The sequence below is a fragment of the Streptomyces sp. NEAU-YJ-81 genome (assembly GCF_017592595.1).
Classification (GTDB): Bacteria; Actinomycetota; Actinomycetes; order Streptomycetales; family Streptomycetaceae; genus Streptomyces; species Streptomyces hygroscopicus_B.
On record NZ_JAGFNO010000001.1, the window covers coordinates 911,613 to 929,533 of the forward strand.

A 17,921-nucleotide genomic window follows, 5' to 3' on the forward strand; every position below is an offset into this window, starting at 1 on the left:
ACGGAGGGGGTACCGCCAAGAAGGTCCGCCGACCGCGTCAATCGCCTCTTTTCGGGCGGTCGGCGGTGATCGTGAAGGCGGTCGGCGGACCCTGGCAACGGCTTATTCGATTCTCTTCATTTGAACGCTTTGCGGCGCACCGCGTATGCGTAGGTGACCGCGGCCAGCAGCGGCCCCCAGGCGAGCAGCGGCAGATAGGCGCTGACGAACACCCAGGCCCGCCAGCCGAGTTCGCCGACGTCATGGATGAGCGATCCGCGCCAGCCGCCGCCCCCGAACTCGCGGCCGTCCAGGGCGCGCCCCCGCAGTGAGAGGACCAGGGTCATGGTCCAGGTGACGGTGAGGGCCACCGCCCCGAGCGCGGCGGGAATGATCGCGGACAGCGGCCGTACGCGTTTCCCGGCGAGGAAGGGAACCCAGCGTGGCCACACCTCGCCCCAGGTGGTGACCAGCCCCACGGCGAGGAAGGCCAGCCCCTCGGCGATGATGGACAGGATGACGACGTAGATCTCCAGCGGCAGCCAGCCCGGCAACTGTCCCCGGCCGATGTCCACGTTCTTGGTGAGCGGAACACCGAAGGTGACCTGGGCGATGCGCCACAGCCCCGAGGGCAGCACGACCAACGGGATCAGAAAGGCCGCACGCCGGGCCCAGAGGGGCACCCCTTCGGCGGGAGTGCCGTGCAGCTTTCGATAGCCACGGGAAACGGCGGTCAGGATTCCGGACACGGGGCCCTCCAGTAAACACCGGGAAACATGCGTCCGTTGCCGGATCGCTGCCAGGATCATGGCATGGGGCACCCCGCGTCCGACTCCTCCCGCGGAGGCAAACCCACACGCCGTCGGGTGGAGCGCCCCTTCGCTCCCTCCTCCGTCCGGATGACCGCCGAGGAGTGGATGAACGACTTTCGAACGCCCTCCGAGGGAGCTCGATAGAAATCCTCGAAGTGCGCCGGGGAAGCGCGGAAAACACTGCTATCAACGGGTCGGAGACATCGTTCACCCACCCTGCGTCCGCGACATGCGGCACGGGCCGACCGAGAGGACCGGACAAATGGCCGAGGAGACCAGCCGGACGCCGGAGGTGCTGGGTGAGGACTTCATCCGCGACCCGTACCCGGTGTACGCCCGGCTCCGCGAGCGGACCCCGGTGGCGCGGGTCGTGCTCGGCGGGGCACCGATGTGGCTGGTGCTCCGCCATGAGGCGGCGCGCGCCGCGCTGACCGATCCGAAACTGCACAAGGACCCCGAGCGCTGTGCCCGGCTGGCCGCCAAGCACGCGGGCATCGACCCCGTCGAGCAGCCCGCCGCGAAGTCGCCCGGACAGCGGATGCTGGTGGAGCACATGCTGGGCATGGACCCGCCCCACCACACCCGGCTGCGCAAGCTGGTGGCCAAGGCGTTCACCGCACGGCAGATCCAGGCGCTGCGGCCGCGGATCGAGCACACGGTCGGTGCCCTGATCGAGGACATCGCCGGGCAGGGCGAGGTGGATCTGCTGAAGGTGTTCGCCTTCCCGCTGCCGCTCACCGTGATCTCCGAGATGATCGGCGTGCCCGAGGCCGACCAGGCCGCCTTCGGGGCGTGGTCCAACGCGCTGACCGTGGCCGTCCAGCCGCAGGAGATGCACCGCATCGCCGACGAGATGGCGGAGTACCTCACCGGGCTGATCGCCGCCAAGCGGGCCGCCCCGGCCGACGACCTGATCAGCGGGCTGATCCAGGCGCGGGACAACGAGGACCGGCTCAGCGAGAACGAGCTGGTGTCGATGGTCTTCCAGCTCCTGGTGGCCGGATACGAGACGACCGCGCATCTGATCGGCAACGGGATGCTGGCGCTGCTGCGCCACCCCGACCAGCTCGCCGCCCTGCGCGCGGACCGGTCGCTGCTGCGGGGCGCGGTCGAGGAGTTCTGCCGCTACGACAACTCGCTGCACCTGAACACGCTCTCGGTGACCACGGAACCGATGGAGATCGCCGGAGTCGCCGTCCCGGCCGACGAGTTCGTCATCGTCTCGCTCGGCGCGGCCAACCACGACCCCGAACGCTTCGAGGATCCCGAGCGGTTCGACATCCGCCGGGAGGCCGGCGGGCATCTGGCCTTCGGCCATGGCATCCACCACTGCATGGGCGCGCCTCTCGCACGGCTGCAGACCGAGATCGCCGTCGGCGCGCTCCTGGACCGCTTCGCGCGGATCGAACTGGCCGTGGCGCCGACGGAGTTGCGCCGCGAGATGAACCTGACCCGGGGGCTGGAGTCACTGCCCGTCCGGCTCGGCTGAGCGAGACGGACCGGACCGGCATACCGGCCGATGAAGAGGAGTCTGATGGATATCGCAATCTCCGCGGCTGGTCTGCGGAAGCGCTACGGCGACAACGAGGTGCTGGGCGGCATCGATCTGTCCGTCGAGGCCGGCACGGTCTACGGGCTCCTGGGCCCCAACGGCGCCGGCAAGACGACCACGGTGCGCACGCTGGCGACGTTGATCAAGCCCGATGAGGGCACCGCGACGGTGGCGGGCTACGACGTGCTGACCCAGGCCCACGAGGTGCGCCGCAGCATCGGGCTGACGGGTCAGTACGCCGCGCTGGACGGTGAGTTGACCGGGCGCGAGAACCTGGTGCTCATGGGCACCCTGCTGCACATGGGCCGCAAGCGGGCCCGTTCCCGCGCCGATGAGGTGCTGGAGATGTTCGACCTCACCGATGCCGCCGACCGGGTCGTCAAGACCTACTCGGGCGGTATGCGCCGCAGGCTGGACCTGGGCGCCAGCCTGACCGGGAGCCCGCCGGTGATCTTCCTGGACGAGCCGTCCACGGGTCTTGACCCGGTCAGCAGGAACGCGCTGTGGGACATGGTGCGCAAGCAGGTCGCCGCAGGGGTCACCGTGCTGCTGACCACCCAGTACCTGGAGGAGGCCGACCAGCTCTCCCACCGCATCGCGCTGATCGACAAGGGGCTGGTGGCGGCGGAGGGCACGCCCGACGAGCTGAAGAAGAAGGTCGGCGGCGAGCGGCTGGAGATCACCGTACGGACCACCGAGATGGTGGAGGCCGCCCGGGTCGCGCTGGCCCGGATCTCCGCACGGGGCTCCGCCCCGCCGGTCGTCGACGAGAGCGGGATGCGGGTGTCGATCGCGCTGGAGACCGGTATCGCCGGTGTCTCCGCGGCGGCGTCGGAGCTCCAGGGGGCCTCGGTGGAGGTGGTCGACTTCCTCGTACGGCGCCCCTCGCTGGACGACGTGTTCCTGGAGCTGACCGGAGCCGGACCCGAGGCCGAACTGGAGGCGACGAGCCGATGAGCACCTATGTCCTGAGCGACGCGTTCGCCCTGGCGGGCCGCCACATACGGCACCTGAAGCGGGCACCGCAGCGGATCCTCAGCATCACCCTGATGCCGATCATGTTCGTGTTCCTCTTCGGCTATCTCTTCGGCAGTTCGATGAGCGTGCCGGAGGGCGACTACCACGAGTACATCATGGCGGGCATCTTCACCCAGATGATGCTGGCCGGCGTCATCAACACCGGGGTGGGGGTGGCCGAGGACCTCTCCAACGGCCTGGTGGACCGGTTCCGTTCGCTGCCGATGAGCAGGGGCTCGGTGCTGCTCGGCCGGACCCTCTCCGATGTGCTGCTCAACGCGATCTCCTGTACCGCGATGCTCTCCGTCGGCCTGCTCATCGGCTGGCGCATCCACGGCGGACCGCTCAAGGCCCTCGCGGGCTTCGGGCTGTTGCTGCTGCTCGGTTACGCCACGGCGTGGCTCGGCGCGCTCATCGGGCTGCTGCTGCGCGATCCCCAGGCGGTCAACTCGGTGGCCATGGTGATCACCATGCCGCTCACCTTCCTTTCGGCGACCTTCTACCCGGCCCAGAACCTGCCGGGCTGGGTGCGTCCGGTGGCCGAGTGGAACCCGGTGACCACCCTGACCACCGGGATGCGTGAGCTGTGGGGCAACCCCACGGGGAACGGCGCCGATCCGGCGTTCCCGCTGCGGCATCCGGTGATGGCCTCGCTGATCATGGTGGTGGCCCTGCTGATCGTCGTGATCCCGCTGGCCAACCGGGCCTACGAGCGGGCCGCCGCGCGCTGAGCCGCGGCCGTAAGACGCCCAGGCCGAAGCCGAAGCCCGGACGACCGCTCTCGGTCGTCCGGGCTTCAGCCTGCCCCGCCGGGGGAGCGCCGCCGGGTCAGCTCCCCAGATGCGCACGCCAGGTGTCATGGAGGCGGGCCAGGTGCTCGAAGCCGCCGACCACCACATCGGTCGCCACACCGAAGTCCACCAGACAGGCGACCTCGTCCACCCCCGCGTCCTCGAGCTGCTTGAGCATCGCCATGCAGTCCTCGACCGTTCCGAACATCCCGCTCGTCTCGAAGTACCGGTCGAATGCCTGGGCCACCAGGAACTGACGGTCCTCCGGGCCCATGCTCTTCAGCTCCCGGGACATGTCCGCGCCCTGGGCGCCCGCCGCCTCGGCCGCCTTGATCAGCAGGTCGAAGGAGCTGGCCAGATAGCGGGAGAACGGCTCGCGCACGGTCTCCCGCACGGTGTCGCGGTCGGTGCCGACGAAGGTGTGCACCATCACGGCCACATGCCCCTGCCCGGCCGAGGCGGGCTGGTGCTCCCGGTACGCCCGGCGGTACTCGGCGATGCGCTGCGCGAGGACGTCGACCTCCTGGCCGAGCAGATGGGTGAGCATCCCCATCCCGTTCTCACCGGCCAGGGTGAACGTCGCCGGGGTGCCGCCGCTGGTCAGCCACATCGGCAGCGCGGGCTGGACGGGCGGCGGGAACATGGTCAGCTCCACCGTCTCGCCCGCCCCGTCGGTCAGGGACACGCTCTCCCGCCTCCAGAGCCGGCGGATGGTGTCGACCGTCTCCATCAGCCCGGACTTGCGGGTCTCGTAGTTCTCCGGGCGGAGCGCGAAGTCCGCGGCGTGCCAGCCCGAGGCGAGTGCCACCCCGGCCCGGCCGCCCGACAGGTTGTCGACGACCGACCACTCCTCGGCGATCCGCATCGGATGGTGCAGCGGCGCCACGACGCTTCCGGCGCGCACCGCGACCCGTTTGGTGACCGCCGCCACCGCGGCGCCCGTCACCGAGGGGTTCGGGTAGAGCCCGCCGAACGGATGGAAGTGGCGTTCGGGGGTCCACACCGCGGTGAAGCCGTTGTCATCGGCGAACCGGGCGCCGTCCAGCAGCAGCCGGTAGCGGTCGCGCTCCTCGGCATCGTTGTTGGCGAAGTAGAACAGACTGAAATCCATGAGTCCTCCGGAAAGCGAAAGAAAAGAGCCCGGGGCGCGCTGACGGCGGGTCCCGGGCGGTGATGCTGCTGTGCGCCGTTCAGAAACGCACCGGCAGGTCGATCATCGGGCGGACCATCAGTCCGGGCTGATAACGCACCTCCGAGGGGTGCACGGCCAGCCGGATGCCGGGAAAGCGTTCATAGACCCGTCGAATCGCCAACTCGGTCAGCGCCTTGGACATATGGGAGCCCAGGCAGTAGTGGATTCCGTATCCGAAGCTCACATGCGCGGGCTTGGGACGGGTGATGTCCAGCTCCGAGGGGCGCTCGGGGAAAGCGTGCGGATCGTGGTTCGCCCCGGCCAGCGAAATGATGACGATCTCGTCCTTGGGGATCTTCACCCCGCACAGCTCGACCGGCTCCAGTGTGACCCGCTGCAGGGAGTTGATCAGCGGGCTGGTGAACCGCAGCAGCTCCTCGACCGCGTTCGGCAGCAGACTCCAGTCGGCCCGGATCTTGTCGGCCTCGCCGGTATGGGTGAGCAGCGCCGCGAAGGAGCCGTTGAGCAGGCTGGTCGTGGTGTCGTTGCCGCCGGTCATCAGGGCGAACGCGGTGGACAGCGCCTCCGCGGCGGTCAGCCGCTTGTCCTCGTCGGCGTGGACCAGCGCGGAGATCAGATCGTCCTGCGGGGTCCGCTGCTTGGTGGCGATCAGCGCCTTGAGGTAGTCCGACAACTGCCGGGTGTGCTCGGCGATCATGCCCGTCGGATCGCTGGCGTCCACCCGGCGCAGGGTGTTCGTCCACACCAGGAACCGCGGCCAGTCGGCGTCGGGCACGCCCATGAGCTGCGCGATGGTGATGATCGGAAGCGGTTCGTTGAGCCCGGAGATCAGGTCCCGGTTGTCCGTTCGCACCATCTCGTCGAGCAGGTCGTCGACCACCTTCTCCCAGCGGTCGCGCAGCCCCCTGACCCGCTTGGGGGTGAAGGCGAAGGTGAGCGCCTTGCGCAGCGGGGTGTGGCGCGGCGGATCGGAGTTGGCCAGATGGTTGCTGATCTCGTCGGCGGGCTTGATCTCCTGGCCGAGCTGCCTGCCCAGCGCCGCGTAGAGCTTGCCGATGTCCCGGCCGAGCCGGGGGTCGGAGAGCGCGTCGCGGACGTCGTCGTAGCGGCTCACCACCCAGGCCCGCACCCCGTCCGGGGTCTCCACCCGGCACACCGGCTGTTCCGCGCGCAGTTGGGCGAGGAAGGGATAGGGGTCCTGTGTGTACTCGTCGCTGAACATCCAATAGCGGGACAGCGTGCCGGTGTTGGTCACCAGTACTCCCTGAAGTCGCGGTGCGGGTAGCGGGCCCGCGGGCGCTTGACGGCACGCGGCCGAACCGATGACAGCACGGCCGGACCCGACCGGTCAGCGGCAGTGCGAATTCTTCGAAGTGGCCTGCTTCCGCACCGCGCGACGCGCAAAACGAAGTTTTTGCAGCGCCGTTGCCGGGTGGACCGGCCGGAGATGAAACTCGGCGATCCAGGCTGGTGGCAGGCGACCGAGCCCTTTGTCGGCGACCCCGGAATGACGAGTGGAGATTTCCATAATGACGCGAGCAGCCATCGACGACGTCCTTCCGCTGTGGCCACTGCAGGAAGGCCTGCTGTTCCAGACCCTGTACGGGGAGCAGAAACTCGATGTCTACGTCGCCCAGATCCTGATCGACCTCGACGGCCCCCTGGACGCCGGGGCCATGCGCGACTCGGTGGCCACTTTGCTGCGCCGGCACCCCAATCTGCGGGCCAGTTTCCGGTACGAGAAGCTGAGCCGGCCGGTGCAGGTGATTCCGCGGGAAGTCCCGGTGCCCTGGCGGGAGTTCGACCTCACCGGGCTCGACGAGCCGGCCCAGGAGCGGGAGCTGGAGCGGCTCGCCGCCGAAGAGGCGGCGCACCGGTTCGACCTGGGGACCGGGCCGTTGCTGCGCTTCACGCTGATCAAGCTGGGCCCGCGCACCAGCCGGCTGATGTTCAACTCGCATCACATCCTGCTCGACGGGTGGTCCACCGCCCAGCTCATGTTCGAGCTCTTCGAGATCTACCACCGTCGCGGCGACGGCTCGGGGCTGCCGCCGGTGACGCCGTACCGCGAATGCCTGAGCTGGCTGGAACGGCAGGACCGGGCGGCGGCGGAGAACGCCTGGCGCACCGTGCTCGCTGAGGTGGAGGAGCCCACGCTGATCGCGCCCGGCGACACCGGGGCGCGGATCGCGCCGGCCGAGCAGGTCATCACCATGCCCGATGAGCTGGCCGCCCGGGTGCGGGAGACCGCCCGGCGCAACGACCTCACGCTGAGCGCGGTGTTCCAGGGCTGCTGGGCGCTTCTGCTGGGGCAGCTGACCGGCCGTGACGACGTGGTGTTCGGCTCGACCGTATCGGTGCGCCCCGCCGAGCTGGCCGGCGCGGACCAGATGGTCGGCCTGTTCATCAACTCGGTGCCCGTCCGGGTGCGGGTGCGCCCGCAGGAGAGCCTGCTGTCCCTGCTGACCGGGGTGCAGCGGCAGGCGGCCGGAATGGTGGAACACCACCACCTCAGCCTCCCGGACATCCAGCGGGCCGCCGGGCACGGCACCCTGTTCGACACGCTCACCGTCACCGAGAACTACCCCATGGGCGGGGACGACCTGCCCGAGCTGCCCGGTGACCTCACGCTGACGGGCGCCAAGGGCACCGATGCCAACCACTACCCGCTGAGCATCGCGGCGCTGCCGGGCGACGGGCTGCGGCTGCACTTCGGCTACCGGCAGGAGATCTTCACCCGCGAGGACATCGAGGTGCTCGGCGAGCGCTTCCGCAGCCTCTTCGCGGCCTTCGCGGCCGACCCGGAGCAACTGATCGGCCGACTGCCCCTGCTGAGCGACGCCGAGGCGAGGCGCATGCTCGCCCTGGGCATGCCCGCACAGCCGCTGCCGGGCGGTGACGTCATCCCCGCGCTCTTCGCCGAACAGGTACGGCGGCATCCGGACGCCGTCGCCCTGGTCCACGAGGACACCACCCTCTCCTACGCCGAACTGGACCGCCGCGCCAACCGCCTGGCCCGCACCCTGATCGAGCGGGGCGCGGGGCCGGAGCGGGTCGTCGCGCTCGCCCTGGGGCGCTCCCCCGAACTGGTCGTCGCGATGCTGGCGGTGCTCAAGGCGGGCGCGGCCTACCTGCCGGTGGACATTTCCTATCCGGCCGACCGGATCGCCTATCTGCTCACCGACTCCGACCCGGCGCTGGTCCTGGCCACCTCCGCGTCGGCAGAGGTGATTCCGGACGTCTGCGCCGCGCCGCGGGTGCTGCTGGACGACCCGGCCACCGTCCGCGAGACCGACGCGAGGCCGGACACCGATATCGAGCCGGGCGAGCGGCGGGGGGCGACGACGTCCGCCAACCCCGCCTACGTCATCTACACCTCCGGATCCACCGGCCGTCCGAAGGGCGTCATGGTGACGCACTCCGGTCTCGCCGGTCTGGTCGCCACCAACGTCGAGCGGTTCGACGTGGGGCCCGGCAGCCGGGTGCTGCAGTTCTCCTCACCCAGCTTCGACGCCGCCGTCTGGGAGACCTACACCGCCCTGCTCACCGGCGCCACGCTGGTGGTCGCCCCCGCCGAACGGCTGCGGCCCGGCCGGGCGCTGGTCGAGCTGGTCGCCGAGCACCAGGTCACGCACGCGCTCATCCCGCCCGCCGCGCTGGCCGTGCTCACCGAGGGCGATCTGCCGTCGATACGCCTGCTGGTGGTCGGCGGTGAGGCGTCCGCGCCGGAGCTGGTCCAGGCGTGGTCCGGCGACCGGACGATGATCAACGCCTATGGGCCGACCGAGAGCACCGTCTGCGTCACCCTCAGCGAGCCGCTCTCCGGCGCGGTGGCGCCGCCCATGGGCACCGCCCTCGGCACCGCGCGGCTGCGGGTGCTCGACGGTGCGCTGCGGCCGGTGCCGCCCGGTGTCACCGGGGAGCTGTACGTCTCCGGCCCCTGCCTGGCACGCGGTTATCTGAACCGGCCCGGTGTGACCGCCGAGCGCTTCGTCGCCGATCCGTTCGCGGGCGGCGGCGAACGGATGTACCGCACCGGTGACCTGGTGTGCTGGAACACCGAGGGCGAGCAGCCCGTGCTGGAGTTCGCCGGCCGGGCCGACGACCAGGTCAAGATCCGCGGATTCCGGATCGAGTTGGGGGAGATCGAGTCGGTCCTGGCCGCGCACGAGCGGATCGACCGTGCGGTGGTCGTGGTGCGTGAGCCGACCCCGGGCGACAAGCGGCTCGTCGCCTATCTGGTGCCGGTGGGCGGTGGAGAGGTGCCCACCCCCACCGTGCTGCGCGAACACGTGGGCGCCGCGCTGCCCGAGTACATGGTGCCCGGCGCGTTCGTCGCCCTGGACGCCCTGCCGCTGACCCCCAACGGCAAACTGGACCGCAAGGCGCTGCCCGAGCCCGGCGCGGCCGGGCCGGCCGGGCGCGGGCCGCGCACCCCGCAGGAGGAGATCCTGTGCGCGCTCTTCGCCGAACTGCTCGGCGTGGCCGAGGTAGGGGTGGACGACGACTTCTTCGACCTCGGCGGCCACTCGCTGCTGGCCACCCGGCTGGTCACCAGGACCCGCGCGGTCTTCGGCGAGGAGCTGTCGCTGCGCGCCGTGTTCGAGACGGCCACGCCTGCCGGGATAGCCCGCCGGCTGCACGAGGCCGTGGACGGCCGGCCCGCGCTGGAGGCCGGGCCGCGTCCCGAGCGGGTACCGCTGTCCTTCGCCCAGCGTCGGCTGTGGTTCCTGGACCGGTTCGACGGCGCCAAGCCGATCTACAACGTCCCGCTCACCGTGCGGCTGACCGGTGAACTGGACCTGGACGCGCTGCGCCATGCCTTCCAGGACGTCCTTGCCAGGCACGAGAGCCTGCGGACGGTGTTCCCGGACGTGGACGGCGACCCGTATCAGCGGGTGCTGGATCCCGCGGAGGCCGAGCTCGACCTGTCCCTGGTGGATCTGAGCGCGGCACCCGAGCGGCTGGACGAGGCACTGAAGGAGGAGGCGACCGCCGGGTTCCGGCTGGCCGGTGAACTCCCGCTGCGGGTGCGCGTCTTCCGCACCGGCGACCGTACGTACGTCCTGCTCGTGGTGATGCACCACATCGTCGGGGACGGCTGGTCGCTGGGCGTCTTCGGCCACGACGTCTCGCTCGCCTACGCGGCCAGGCTGAAGGACGCCGCGCCGTCGTGGGAGCCGCTGCCCGTGCAGTACGCGGACTACACGCTGTGGCAGCAGCGCGTACTGGGCGAGGAGGCGGACGAGAACAGCGCGATCGCCCAGCAGTTCGCCTACTGGTCGGATGCCCTGGCCGGGATCCCCGACGAGCTCAACCTCCCGGTGGACCGGTCGCGCCCCGCGGTGGCGAGCTACGCGGGCGACACCGTGACGTTCCACCTCCCCGAGGAGCTGCACAAGCGGCTGCTCACCATCGCCCGTACCTCCCAGGCCAGCCTGTTCATGGTGGCCCAGGCCGGTCTTTCGGTGCTGTTGTCGCGGTCCGGTGCGGGCACCGACATCCCCATCGGCACGCCGATCGCCGGTCGTACCGACGACGCCCTCGACGGACTGGTCGGGTTCTTCCTCAACACGCTGGTGCTGCGCACCGACACCTCCGGCAACCCGACCTTCCGCGAACTGGTCCAGCGGGTGCGGGAGACCGACCTGGCCGCGTACGCCAACCAGGACGTGCCGTTCGAGCGCCTGGTCGAGCAGCTCAACCCCGAGCGCTCCCTCGCGCGCCACCCGCTGTTCCAGGTGATGTTCACCGTGCAGAACAACCGCCCGGCCGAGCTTTCGCTGCCGGGCCTGCGGGTGGACCAGTACGACCACCTCGGCGACATGGCCAAGTTCGACCTGTTCGTCGGGCTGACCGAGCGGCGCACACCCGACGGCGCACCGGACGGTCTGGACGGGTGGATGGAGTACAGCACCGATCTGTTCGACCGGGAGACGGTCCAGCGGCTCGTCGACCGTCTGATCCGGGTGCTGGCCGGGGCGGCCGAGGACCCCAAGCGGCCGATCGGCTCCCTGGACCTGCTCGACCCGATCGAGCGGCACCGCCAGCTGACCACCTACAACGACACCGCGCACCAGTTCGACGGGGCCTTCCTCCCGGAACTGCTCGAGCGGCAGGCGCATGCGCTGCCGGACGCCCCGGCCGTGGTGCACGGCGACACGGTGATGTCGTACGCCGAGCTGAATGCGGCGGCGAACCGGCTGGCACATCTGCTCATCTCACGGGGCACCGGACCGGAGGACACGGTCGGCATCGCGCTGCCGCGCTCGGCGGAGCTGCTGGTGGCGGTGTGCGCGGTGCTCAAGACCGGAGCGGCCTATCTGCCCATCGACCCGGAGTACCCGGCCGAGCGCGTCTCCTTCATGCTGGCCGACGCCGCGCCCTCGGTGGTGCTGACCCGGACCGGGGTGCTGCCGGGCGGTCACCGGGCCCCGGTCCTCGCCCTCGACACACCGGAGACCGCCGCCCTCCTGGCCGGGCAGGCCGACACCGACCCCACCGACGCGGATCGCGTCCGTCCGCTCCACCCGGCCGCCCCGGTCTACGTCATCTACACCTCCGGCTCCACCGGCCGCCCCAAGGGCGTCGTGATGCCCGCGGGCGCCATGGCCAACCTGGTCGCCTGGCACCACGGTGAGATCGGCGGCGGCGCCGGGACGCGGGTCGCGCAGTTCACCGCGATCAGCTTCGACGTCTCCGCCCAGGAGATCCTGACCACCCTGCTCACCGGCAAGACGCTGGTGGTCCCGGACGACGCGGTGCGCCGTGACGCCGCCGCCCTCACCCGGTGGCTGGAGGAGCACCGGATCAACGAGCTGTACGCCCCCAACCTGGTGGTGGACGCCGTCGCGGAGGCCGCCTTCGAGGGCGGTGTCGCCCTCGGCGAGCTGCGAGTGATCGCCCAGGCGGGCGAGGCGCTGGCGCTCACCCCGAGGCTGCGCGCCTTCAGCGCCGAACGCCCGTGGCTGCGGCTGCACAACCACTACGGCCCCACCGAGAGCCATGTGATCACCGGTACCACGCTGCCCGCCGACCCCGCGGACTGGCCCGCCGCGGCGCCCATCGGCCGCCCGGTGTGGAACGCCCGGGTCTATGTGCTGGACGACGCGCTCGGCCCGGTGCCCGCGGGGGTCGTCGGGGAGCTGTACCTGGCCGGCACCGGGCTGGCCCGCGGCTATCTGAAGCGGCCCGGCCTCACCGCGGAGCGCTTCGTCGCCGACCCCTTCGGCCCGGCCGGGTCCCGGCTGTACCGCACCGGTGACCTGGTGCGCTGGGACAAGGACGGACAACTGCGGTTCGTGGGGCGGGCCGACCACCAGGTCAAGGTGCGCGGATTCCGCATCGAGCTCGGCGAGATCGAGACGGCGCTGGCCGCCCACCCCGACGTCGCCTCGGTGGCCGTCCTGGCCCGGCAGGACCGGCCCGGGGCTCACCAACTGGTCGGCTACCTGGTCCCGATGGCCGGCCGGACCGCCCCGGCCCCGGCCGAACTGCGCAAGCATCTGGCCACCACCCTGCCCGAGTACATGGTGCCCAGCGCGTTCGTCGCCCTGGACACGCTGCCGCTGACCCCCAACGGCAAGCTGGACCGCCGGGCGCTGCCCGCGCCGGTACGGGAGGACGCCGAGCGGCGGGAGCCGGCCACCCCGCAGGAGGCCGCGCTGTGCGGGCTGTTCGCCGAGGTGCTCGGGGTGCCCGAGGCCGGGGTGGACGACAACTTCTTCGACCTCGGCGGTCATTCGCTGCTCGCCACCCGGCTGACCAGCCGGATCCGTACGACCCTGGGCGCGGAGCTCAGTGTGCGCGACCTGTTCGAGTCGCCGACGCCCGCCGGCCTTGCCGGGCTGATCGGCGACGCGGGCGGGGCGCGGCGCGCGGTGACCGCGCGGGAGCGGCCCGAGGCGGTGCCGCTGTCCTTCGCCCAGCGCAGGCTGTGGTTCCTGGGCCGGTTCGAGGGGCCCAGCGCCACCTACAACCTGCCGATGGCCCTGCGGCTGACGGGTGAGCTGGACCGGGAGGCGCTGCGCGCGGCGCTGGCCGATGTGGTCGCCCGCCACGAGAGCCTGCGCACCGTCTTCCCGGAGGTGGCCGGCCGCCCCCGCCAGGTGGTGCTGGACGTGGTGCCCGAGCTGCCGGTGGCCGAGGTCACCGAGGCCGGTCTGGAGGCGGCGCTCGCCGAGGCCGCCGGGTACGCGTTCGACATCGCCACCGAGATCCCGGTACGGGGGCGGCTGTTCGCGCTCAGCCCGACCGAGCATGTGCTGGCGCTGGTGGTCCATCACATCGCGGGCGACGGCTGGTCCATGGCCCCGCTGGGCCGCGATCTGTCCGCCGCCTACGCGGCCCGCAGCGCGGGCCGGGCCCCGGAGTTCACCCCGCTGCCCGTGCAGTACGCCGACTACACGCTGTGGCAGCACGAGGTGCTGGGCAGCGAGGACGACCCGGACAGCACCATCTCCCGGCAGGCCGCGTTCTGGCGGTCGGCCCTGGAAGGGGCGCCGGAGGAGCTGGCGCTGCCCGCCGACCACCGCCGTGCGCCGGCCATCAGCTACCGCGGCGATATGGTCACCTTCCGCTTCGATGCCGAGGTGCACCGCGGCCTGCGCGACCTGGCCATGGAGCACCGGGCCAGCCTCTTCATGGCCGTACAGGCCGGTCTGGCCGCGCTGCTCAGCAGGCTCGGCGCGGGCACCGACATCCCGCTCGGCACGGCGATCGCGGGCCGCACCGACGACGCCCTGGACGACCTGGTCGGCTTCTTCGTCAACACACTGGTGCTGCGCACCGATGTCTCCGGCGACCCGACCTTCGCCGAGCTGCTGGAGCGGGTGCGGGAGACCGACCTGGCCGCGTACGCCCACCAGGACCTGCCGTTCGAGCGGCTGGTCGAGCTGATCAACCCCGAGCGCTCGGCGTCCCGGCATCCGCTGTTCCAGGTGATGCTGGCGTTCCAGAACACCGCCGAGGGCAGGGTCGAACTGCCCGGGGTGGTCGCGGGGCCGCAGCCGATCGGCCACGACGTGGCCAAGTTCGACCTGTCCTTCACCCTGTCGGAGACCCACCGGGACGACGGCGCGCCCGCGGGGATCGAGGGGGCGCTCACCTACAGCACCGACCTGTTCGAACGGGACACGGTGCGGATGCTGGTGGACCGGCTGGCGCGGCTGCTGGCCGCCGCCGTCGCGGATCCGTCCGCACCGGTGGACGGGCTGGACGTGCTGCTGCCCGGGGAGCGCCACCGGATCGTCGAGGAGTGGAACGACGCCGCGGTCCGTGAGGTGCCCCCGGCCACCATGGCGGAGCTGTTCGCCGGGTGGGTGGCCCGCACCCCGGACGCACCGGCCCTGCTCACCGAGGAAGGGACCTGGACCTTCGCCGACCTCGACGCGAGGGCCGAGCGGATCGCCCGGGCGCTGGCCGCGCGGGGAGCGGGACCGGAGAAGCTGGTGGCGGTGGCACTGCCGCGGTCGCCGGAGCTGATCGTCTCGCTGCTCGCGGTGGTGCGGGCGGGGGCGGCCTATCTGCCGATCAACCCGGAACTGCCGGGCGACCGCATCGGGTACATGCTCGACGACGCCGAGCCCGCCCTGCTGCTGACCTCCGGCGCCGTCGCCGGACGGCTGCCGCGGACCACCGTGCCCACGGCGCTGTTCGACGCGCTGGACGCGGCGGAGCCCTCTGATACGGCCGACGCGTCCGTGCCCGCCGTTGCCCTGTCGCCCCAGCACCCCGCCTACGTCATCTACACCTCCGGATCGACCGGCCGGCCCAAGGGCGTGACCGTGACCCACGCCGGAGTGGCGCAGCTCTGCGCGACGCTGGTGGAGCGGGCGGGCGTCGGCCCGGGCGCCCGGGTGCCGCAGCTCGCCTCGGCCAGCTTCGACGCGGCGTTCCTGGAGCTGGCCATGAGCCTGCTGGTGGGCGGCGCGCTGGTGGTCGTCCCGGCCGACCGGCCCACCGCCGGACAGGCGTATCTCGACCTGTGCGCCGAGTACGGCGTCACCCACGCCTTCATCACCCCCGCCTCCCTGGCCGCGCTGCCCGAAGGCGGGCTGCCCGAGGGCATGGAGATCGTCGTCGGCGGTGAGTCCTTCGGACCGGAGCTGATCGGCCGGTGGCGGGACACGGTGCGGATGCACAATGTGTACGGCCCGACCGAGACCACCTGTGTGGCGGCGATGAGCGGGCTGCTGACCGACGACGCCGTACCGGCGCTCGGCGCGCCCGTCGCCGACTCGCGGCTGCATGTGCTGGACGAGCGGCTACGCCCGGTACCGCTCGGCTGCGTGGGCGAGTTGCACATCGCGGGCGTCTCGCTGGCCCGCGGCTATCTGGGCCGCCCCGGGCTGACCGCCGAGCGCTATGTGGCCGACCCGTTCGGGCCGCCCGGATCGCGGATGTACCGCTCCGGCGACCTGGTGCGCCGACGCGCCGACGGCGAGCTGGAGTTCGTCGGGCGCACCGACGACCAGGTGAAGCTGCGCGGGCTGCGGATCGAGCTGGGCGAGATCACCGCGGCCGTCTCGGACCACCCCGATGTGCACCGCGCCACCACCATCGTGCGCGAGGACCGCCCGGGGGTGCGGCTGCTGACGGCCTATGTGGTGCCCACCGCAGGGGCGGGCGACCTCGACATCGACGCACTGCGGGCCGGGCTGGCGCGACGGCTGCCCGACTACATGGTTCCGGCGGCGTTCGTGACGCTCGACACGCTTCCGCTGACCACCAGCGGAAAGATCGACCGCAAGGCGCTGCCCGCACCGGAGCAGGGCGGCACCTCCCGTGCGCCGAGCGGCGCCCGTGAGGAGACCCTGCGCGGGCTGGTCGCGGAGGTGCTGGGGCTCGGGGTCGAGGAAGTCGGCGTCGACGACAGCTTCTTCTACCTGGGCGGCGACAGCATCGTCTCGATCCAGCTGGTGGCCAGGGCGCGCGCCGCGGGTCTGGTCTTCACCCCGAAGGACGTCTTCCGCCACCAGACGGTCGCGGCCCTCGCGGCCGCCGCGGGGACCGTCCCCGAGGCCGAGGCGGAGGACCCGGACGCCGGTATCGGGGAGATCCCCGCGATCCCGATCCTGCACTGGCTCAGCGAGCGGAACGGGCCCATCGACCGGTTCCACCAGTCGATGCTGCTGCAGACGCCCGCAGAGCTGGACCTGGACCGGCTGGTCACCGCCGTGCAGACGCTGCTGGACCACCACGACGCCCTGCGGGCGCGGCTGAACCGGACCGAAGGGGAATGGTCGCTGGAGGTGGCGGCCCGCGGCGCGGTCCGCGCGGCGGACCTGATCCGGCGGGTCGACCTCACCGGCCTGGACGACGCGGCGCGGAGCGCCCGCCTCGCCGAGCAGAGCGACGCGGCGGTGGGCCGGCTCGCCCCCGAGGACGGCACGATGGCCCAGTTCGTGTGGTTCGACGCCGGGCCCGGTGAGCGCGGCAGGCTGTGGTTCTCGCTGCACCACCTCGTCGTCGACGGCGTCTCCTGGCGGATCCTGCTGCCGGACCTGGCACGGGCCTGGGAGGTGGTACGGGACGGGCGCACCCCCGAACTCGACCCGGTGGGCACGTCCTTGCGCCGCTGGTCGCGGACGCTGGCCGAGGAAGCCGTGACGCCGGAGCGGATCGCCGAACTCCCGGTCTGGCGCGGCCGCCTCGCCCAGGCCCCGGAGCCACTGGCCGAGCTGACCGTCGACCCGTCCCGGGACCTCACCCGCACGCAGCGCGCGATCACCATGGCGCTGTCCGCGGACACCACCCGGACCCTGCTCACCCGGCTGCCCGAGATGTTCCGCGCGTCGGTCAACGACGTGCTGCTCACCGGGCTGACCCTGGCGGTGGCCGACTGGCGCCGCCGGCACTTCGGCGGGGCCGCGGGCGGGCTGCTGGTGGCGCTCGAGGGCCACGGCCGCGAGGAGATCGCCGAGCACACCGAACTGTCCCGTACGGTCGGCTGGCTCACCAGCATGTACCCGCTGTTCCTGGACCCCGGGCGGATCGACTGGGGCGAGGTGTGGACCGGCGGGGCGACCGTCGGCGACGTCCTCGCCCGGATCAAGGAGCAGCTGCGCCAGGTGCCCGACAACGGCGTCGGCTACGGCCTGCTGCGCCATCTCAACCCGGACACCGCGCCCTCGCTGCGGGGCCTGGCCGAGCCGCAGATCGGGTTCAACTACCTGGGGCGGTTCAACTCCTCGGGCACGCCCGAGGCCGCCGACTGGGCGCTCGCCCCCGAAGCCGGCGCGGTCGGCGGCGAGGATCCGGACATGCCGGTCGCCCACGCGCTGGAGGTCACCGCGTCCACCCAGGACCGCCCGGAAGGACCCGAGCTGTCGGTGCTCTGGCAGTGGCCCTCGGCGCTGCTGGAGGAGGCCGTGGTGCGGGACCTCGCGGAGGCGTGGATCCGGGCGCTGGAGGCGCTGGCCCGCCATGCCGACACCCCGCAGGGCGTCCGCCACACTCCGTCCGACATGGATCTGATCGAGGTCAGCCAGGACGAGTTGGACCAGCTCGCGAGCGAACTGGACAACTGGCAGTAGCCCACTTCGGAGTTGTTTATGTGCGGCTTTCGCCGGGCCGCAGCGCCATTACGGTCGGATCGGCGGGCCTCGCCGACGGGC

At 71.7% G+C, this 17,921-nt stretch carries 8 protein-coding genes; 4 read left to right on the top strand and 4 right to left on the bottom strand.

All coding sequences use genetic code 11. The annotated features are described in order from the left end of the window. Window positions 1-116: 116 nt before the first annotated feature. Entirely contained in the window at window positions 117-728 is a 612-nt protein-coding gene (locus J5X86_RS04135) for a hypothetical protein (RefSeq protein ID WP_208515395.1), read from the bottom strand. Between the two features lie 325 nt (window positions 729-1,053). Between J5X86_RS04135 and J5X86_RS04140 the strand changes: the two genes are divergently transcribed. The 3 genes from J5X86_RS04140 to J5X86_RS04150 are packed head-to-tail and all read left to right on the top strand — an operon-like array spanning window position 1,054 to window position 4,091. Further along, on the top strand, window positions 1,054-2,280 hold the full coding sequence (locus J5X86_RS04140) for a cytochrome P450 (RefSeq protein ID WP_208515396.1): 1,227 nt from the start codon (window positions 1,054-1,056) through the stop codon (window positions 2,278-2,280). 45 nt (window positions 2,281-2,325) lie between these two features. Further along, a complete protein-coding gene (locus J5X86_RS04145; protein WP_208515397.1) occupies window positions 2,326-3,300 on the top strand; it encodes an ATP-binding cassette domain-containing protein in 975 nt (324 codons plus the stop codon). Beyond that, a complete protein-coding gene (locus J5X86_RS04150) occupies window positions 3,297-4,091 on the top strand; it encodes an ABC transporter permease (protein ID WP_208515398.1) in 795 nt (264 codons plus the stop codon). The genes J5X86_RS04145 and J5X86_RS04150 overlap by 4 nt, the downstream gene beginning before the upstream one ends. 97 nt (window positions 4,092-4,188) lie before the next feature. On the opposite strand, the gene J5X86_RS04155 is transcribed toward J5X86_RS04150, so the two are convergent. The 3 genes from J5X86_RS04155 to J5X86_RS04165 form a co-directional block, all read right to left on the bottom strand. After that, a complete protein-coding gene (locus J5X86_RS04155; protein ID WP_208515399.1) occupies window positions 4,189-5,262 on the bottom strand; it encodes a MupA/Atu3671 family FMN-dependent luciferase-like monooxygenase in 1,074 nt (357 codons plus the stop codon). Between the two features lie 79 nt (window positions 5,263-5,341). Continuing rightward, complete coding sequence (locus J5X86_RS04160) at window positions 5,342-6,559, bottom strand: cytochrome P450 (RefSeq protein WP_208515400.1); 1,218 nt, start codon at window positions 6,557-6,559, stop codon at window positions 5,342-5,344. Between the two features lie 93 nt (window positions 6,560-6,652). Continuing rightward, window positions 6,653-6,850 carry a hypothetical protein gene (locus J5X86_RS04165; RefSeq protein ID WP_208515401.1) on the bottom strand — a complete coding sequence of 66 codons (198 nt, stop codon included), beginning with the start codon at window positions 6,848-6,850 and terminating at the stop codon, window positions 6,653-6,655. On the opposite strand from J5X86_RS04165, the gene J5X86_RS04170 reads away from it, so the two are divergent. Further along, on the top strand, window positions 6,834-17,840 hold the full coding sequence (locus J5X86_RS04170) for a non-ribosomal peptide synthetase (protein WP_208515402.1): 11,007 nt from the start codon (window positions 6,834-6,836) through the stop codon (window positions 17,838-17,840). The genes J5X86_RS04165 and J5X86_RS04170 overlap by 17 nt on opposite strands. Window positions 17,841-17,921: the final 81 nt, after the last annotated feature.

Coding starts and splice junctions, on each gene's coding strand:
- J5X86_RS04170 (WP_208515402.1), top strand. CDS start 6,834: ATGACGCGAGCAGCCATCGACGACGTCCTTCCGCTGTGGCCACTGCAG.
- J5X86_RS04150 (WP_208515398.1), top strand. CDS start 3,297: ATGAGCACCTATGTCCTGAGCGACGCGTTCGCCCTGGCGGGCCGCCAC.
- J5X86_RS04145 (WP_208515397.1), top strand. CDS start 2,326: ATGGATATCGCAATCTCCGCGGCTGGTCTGCGGAAGCGCTACGGCGAC.
- J5X86_RS04155 (WP_208515399.1), bottom strand. CDS start 5,262: ATGGATTTCAGTCTGTTCTACTTCGCCAACAACGATGCCGAGGAGCGC.
- J5X86_RS04140 (WP_208515396.1), top strand. CDS start 1,054: ATGGCCGAGGAGACCAGCCGGACGCCGGAGGTGCTGGGTGAGGACTTC.
- J5X86_RS04165 (WP_208515401.1), bottom strand. CDS start 6,850: ATGGCTGCTCGCGTCATTATGGAAATCTCCACTCGTCATTCCGGGGTC.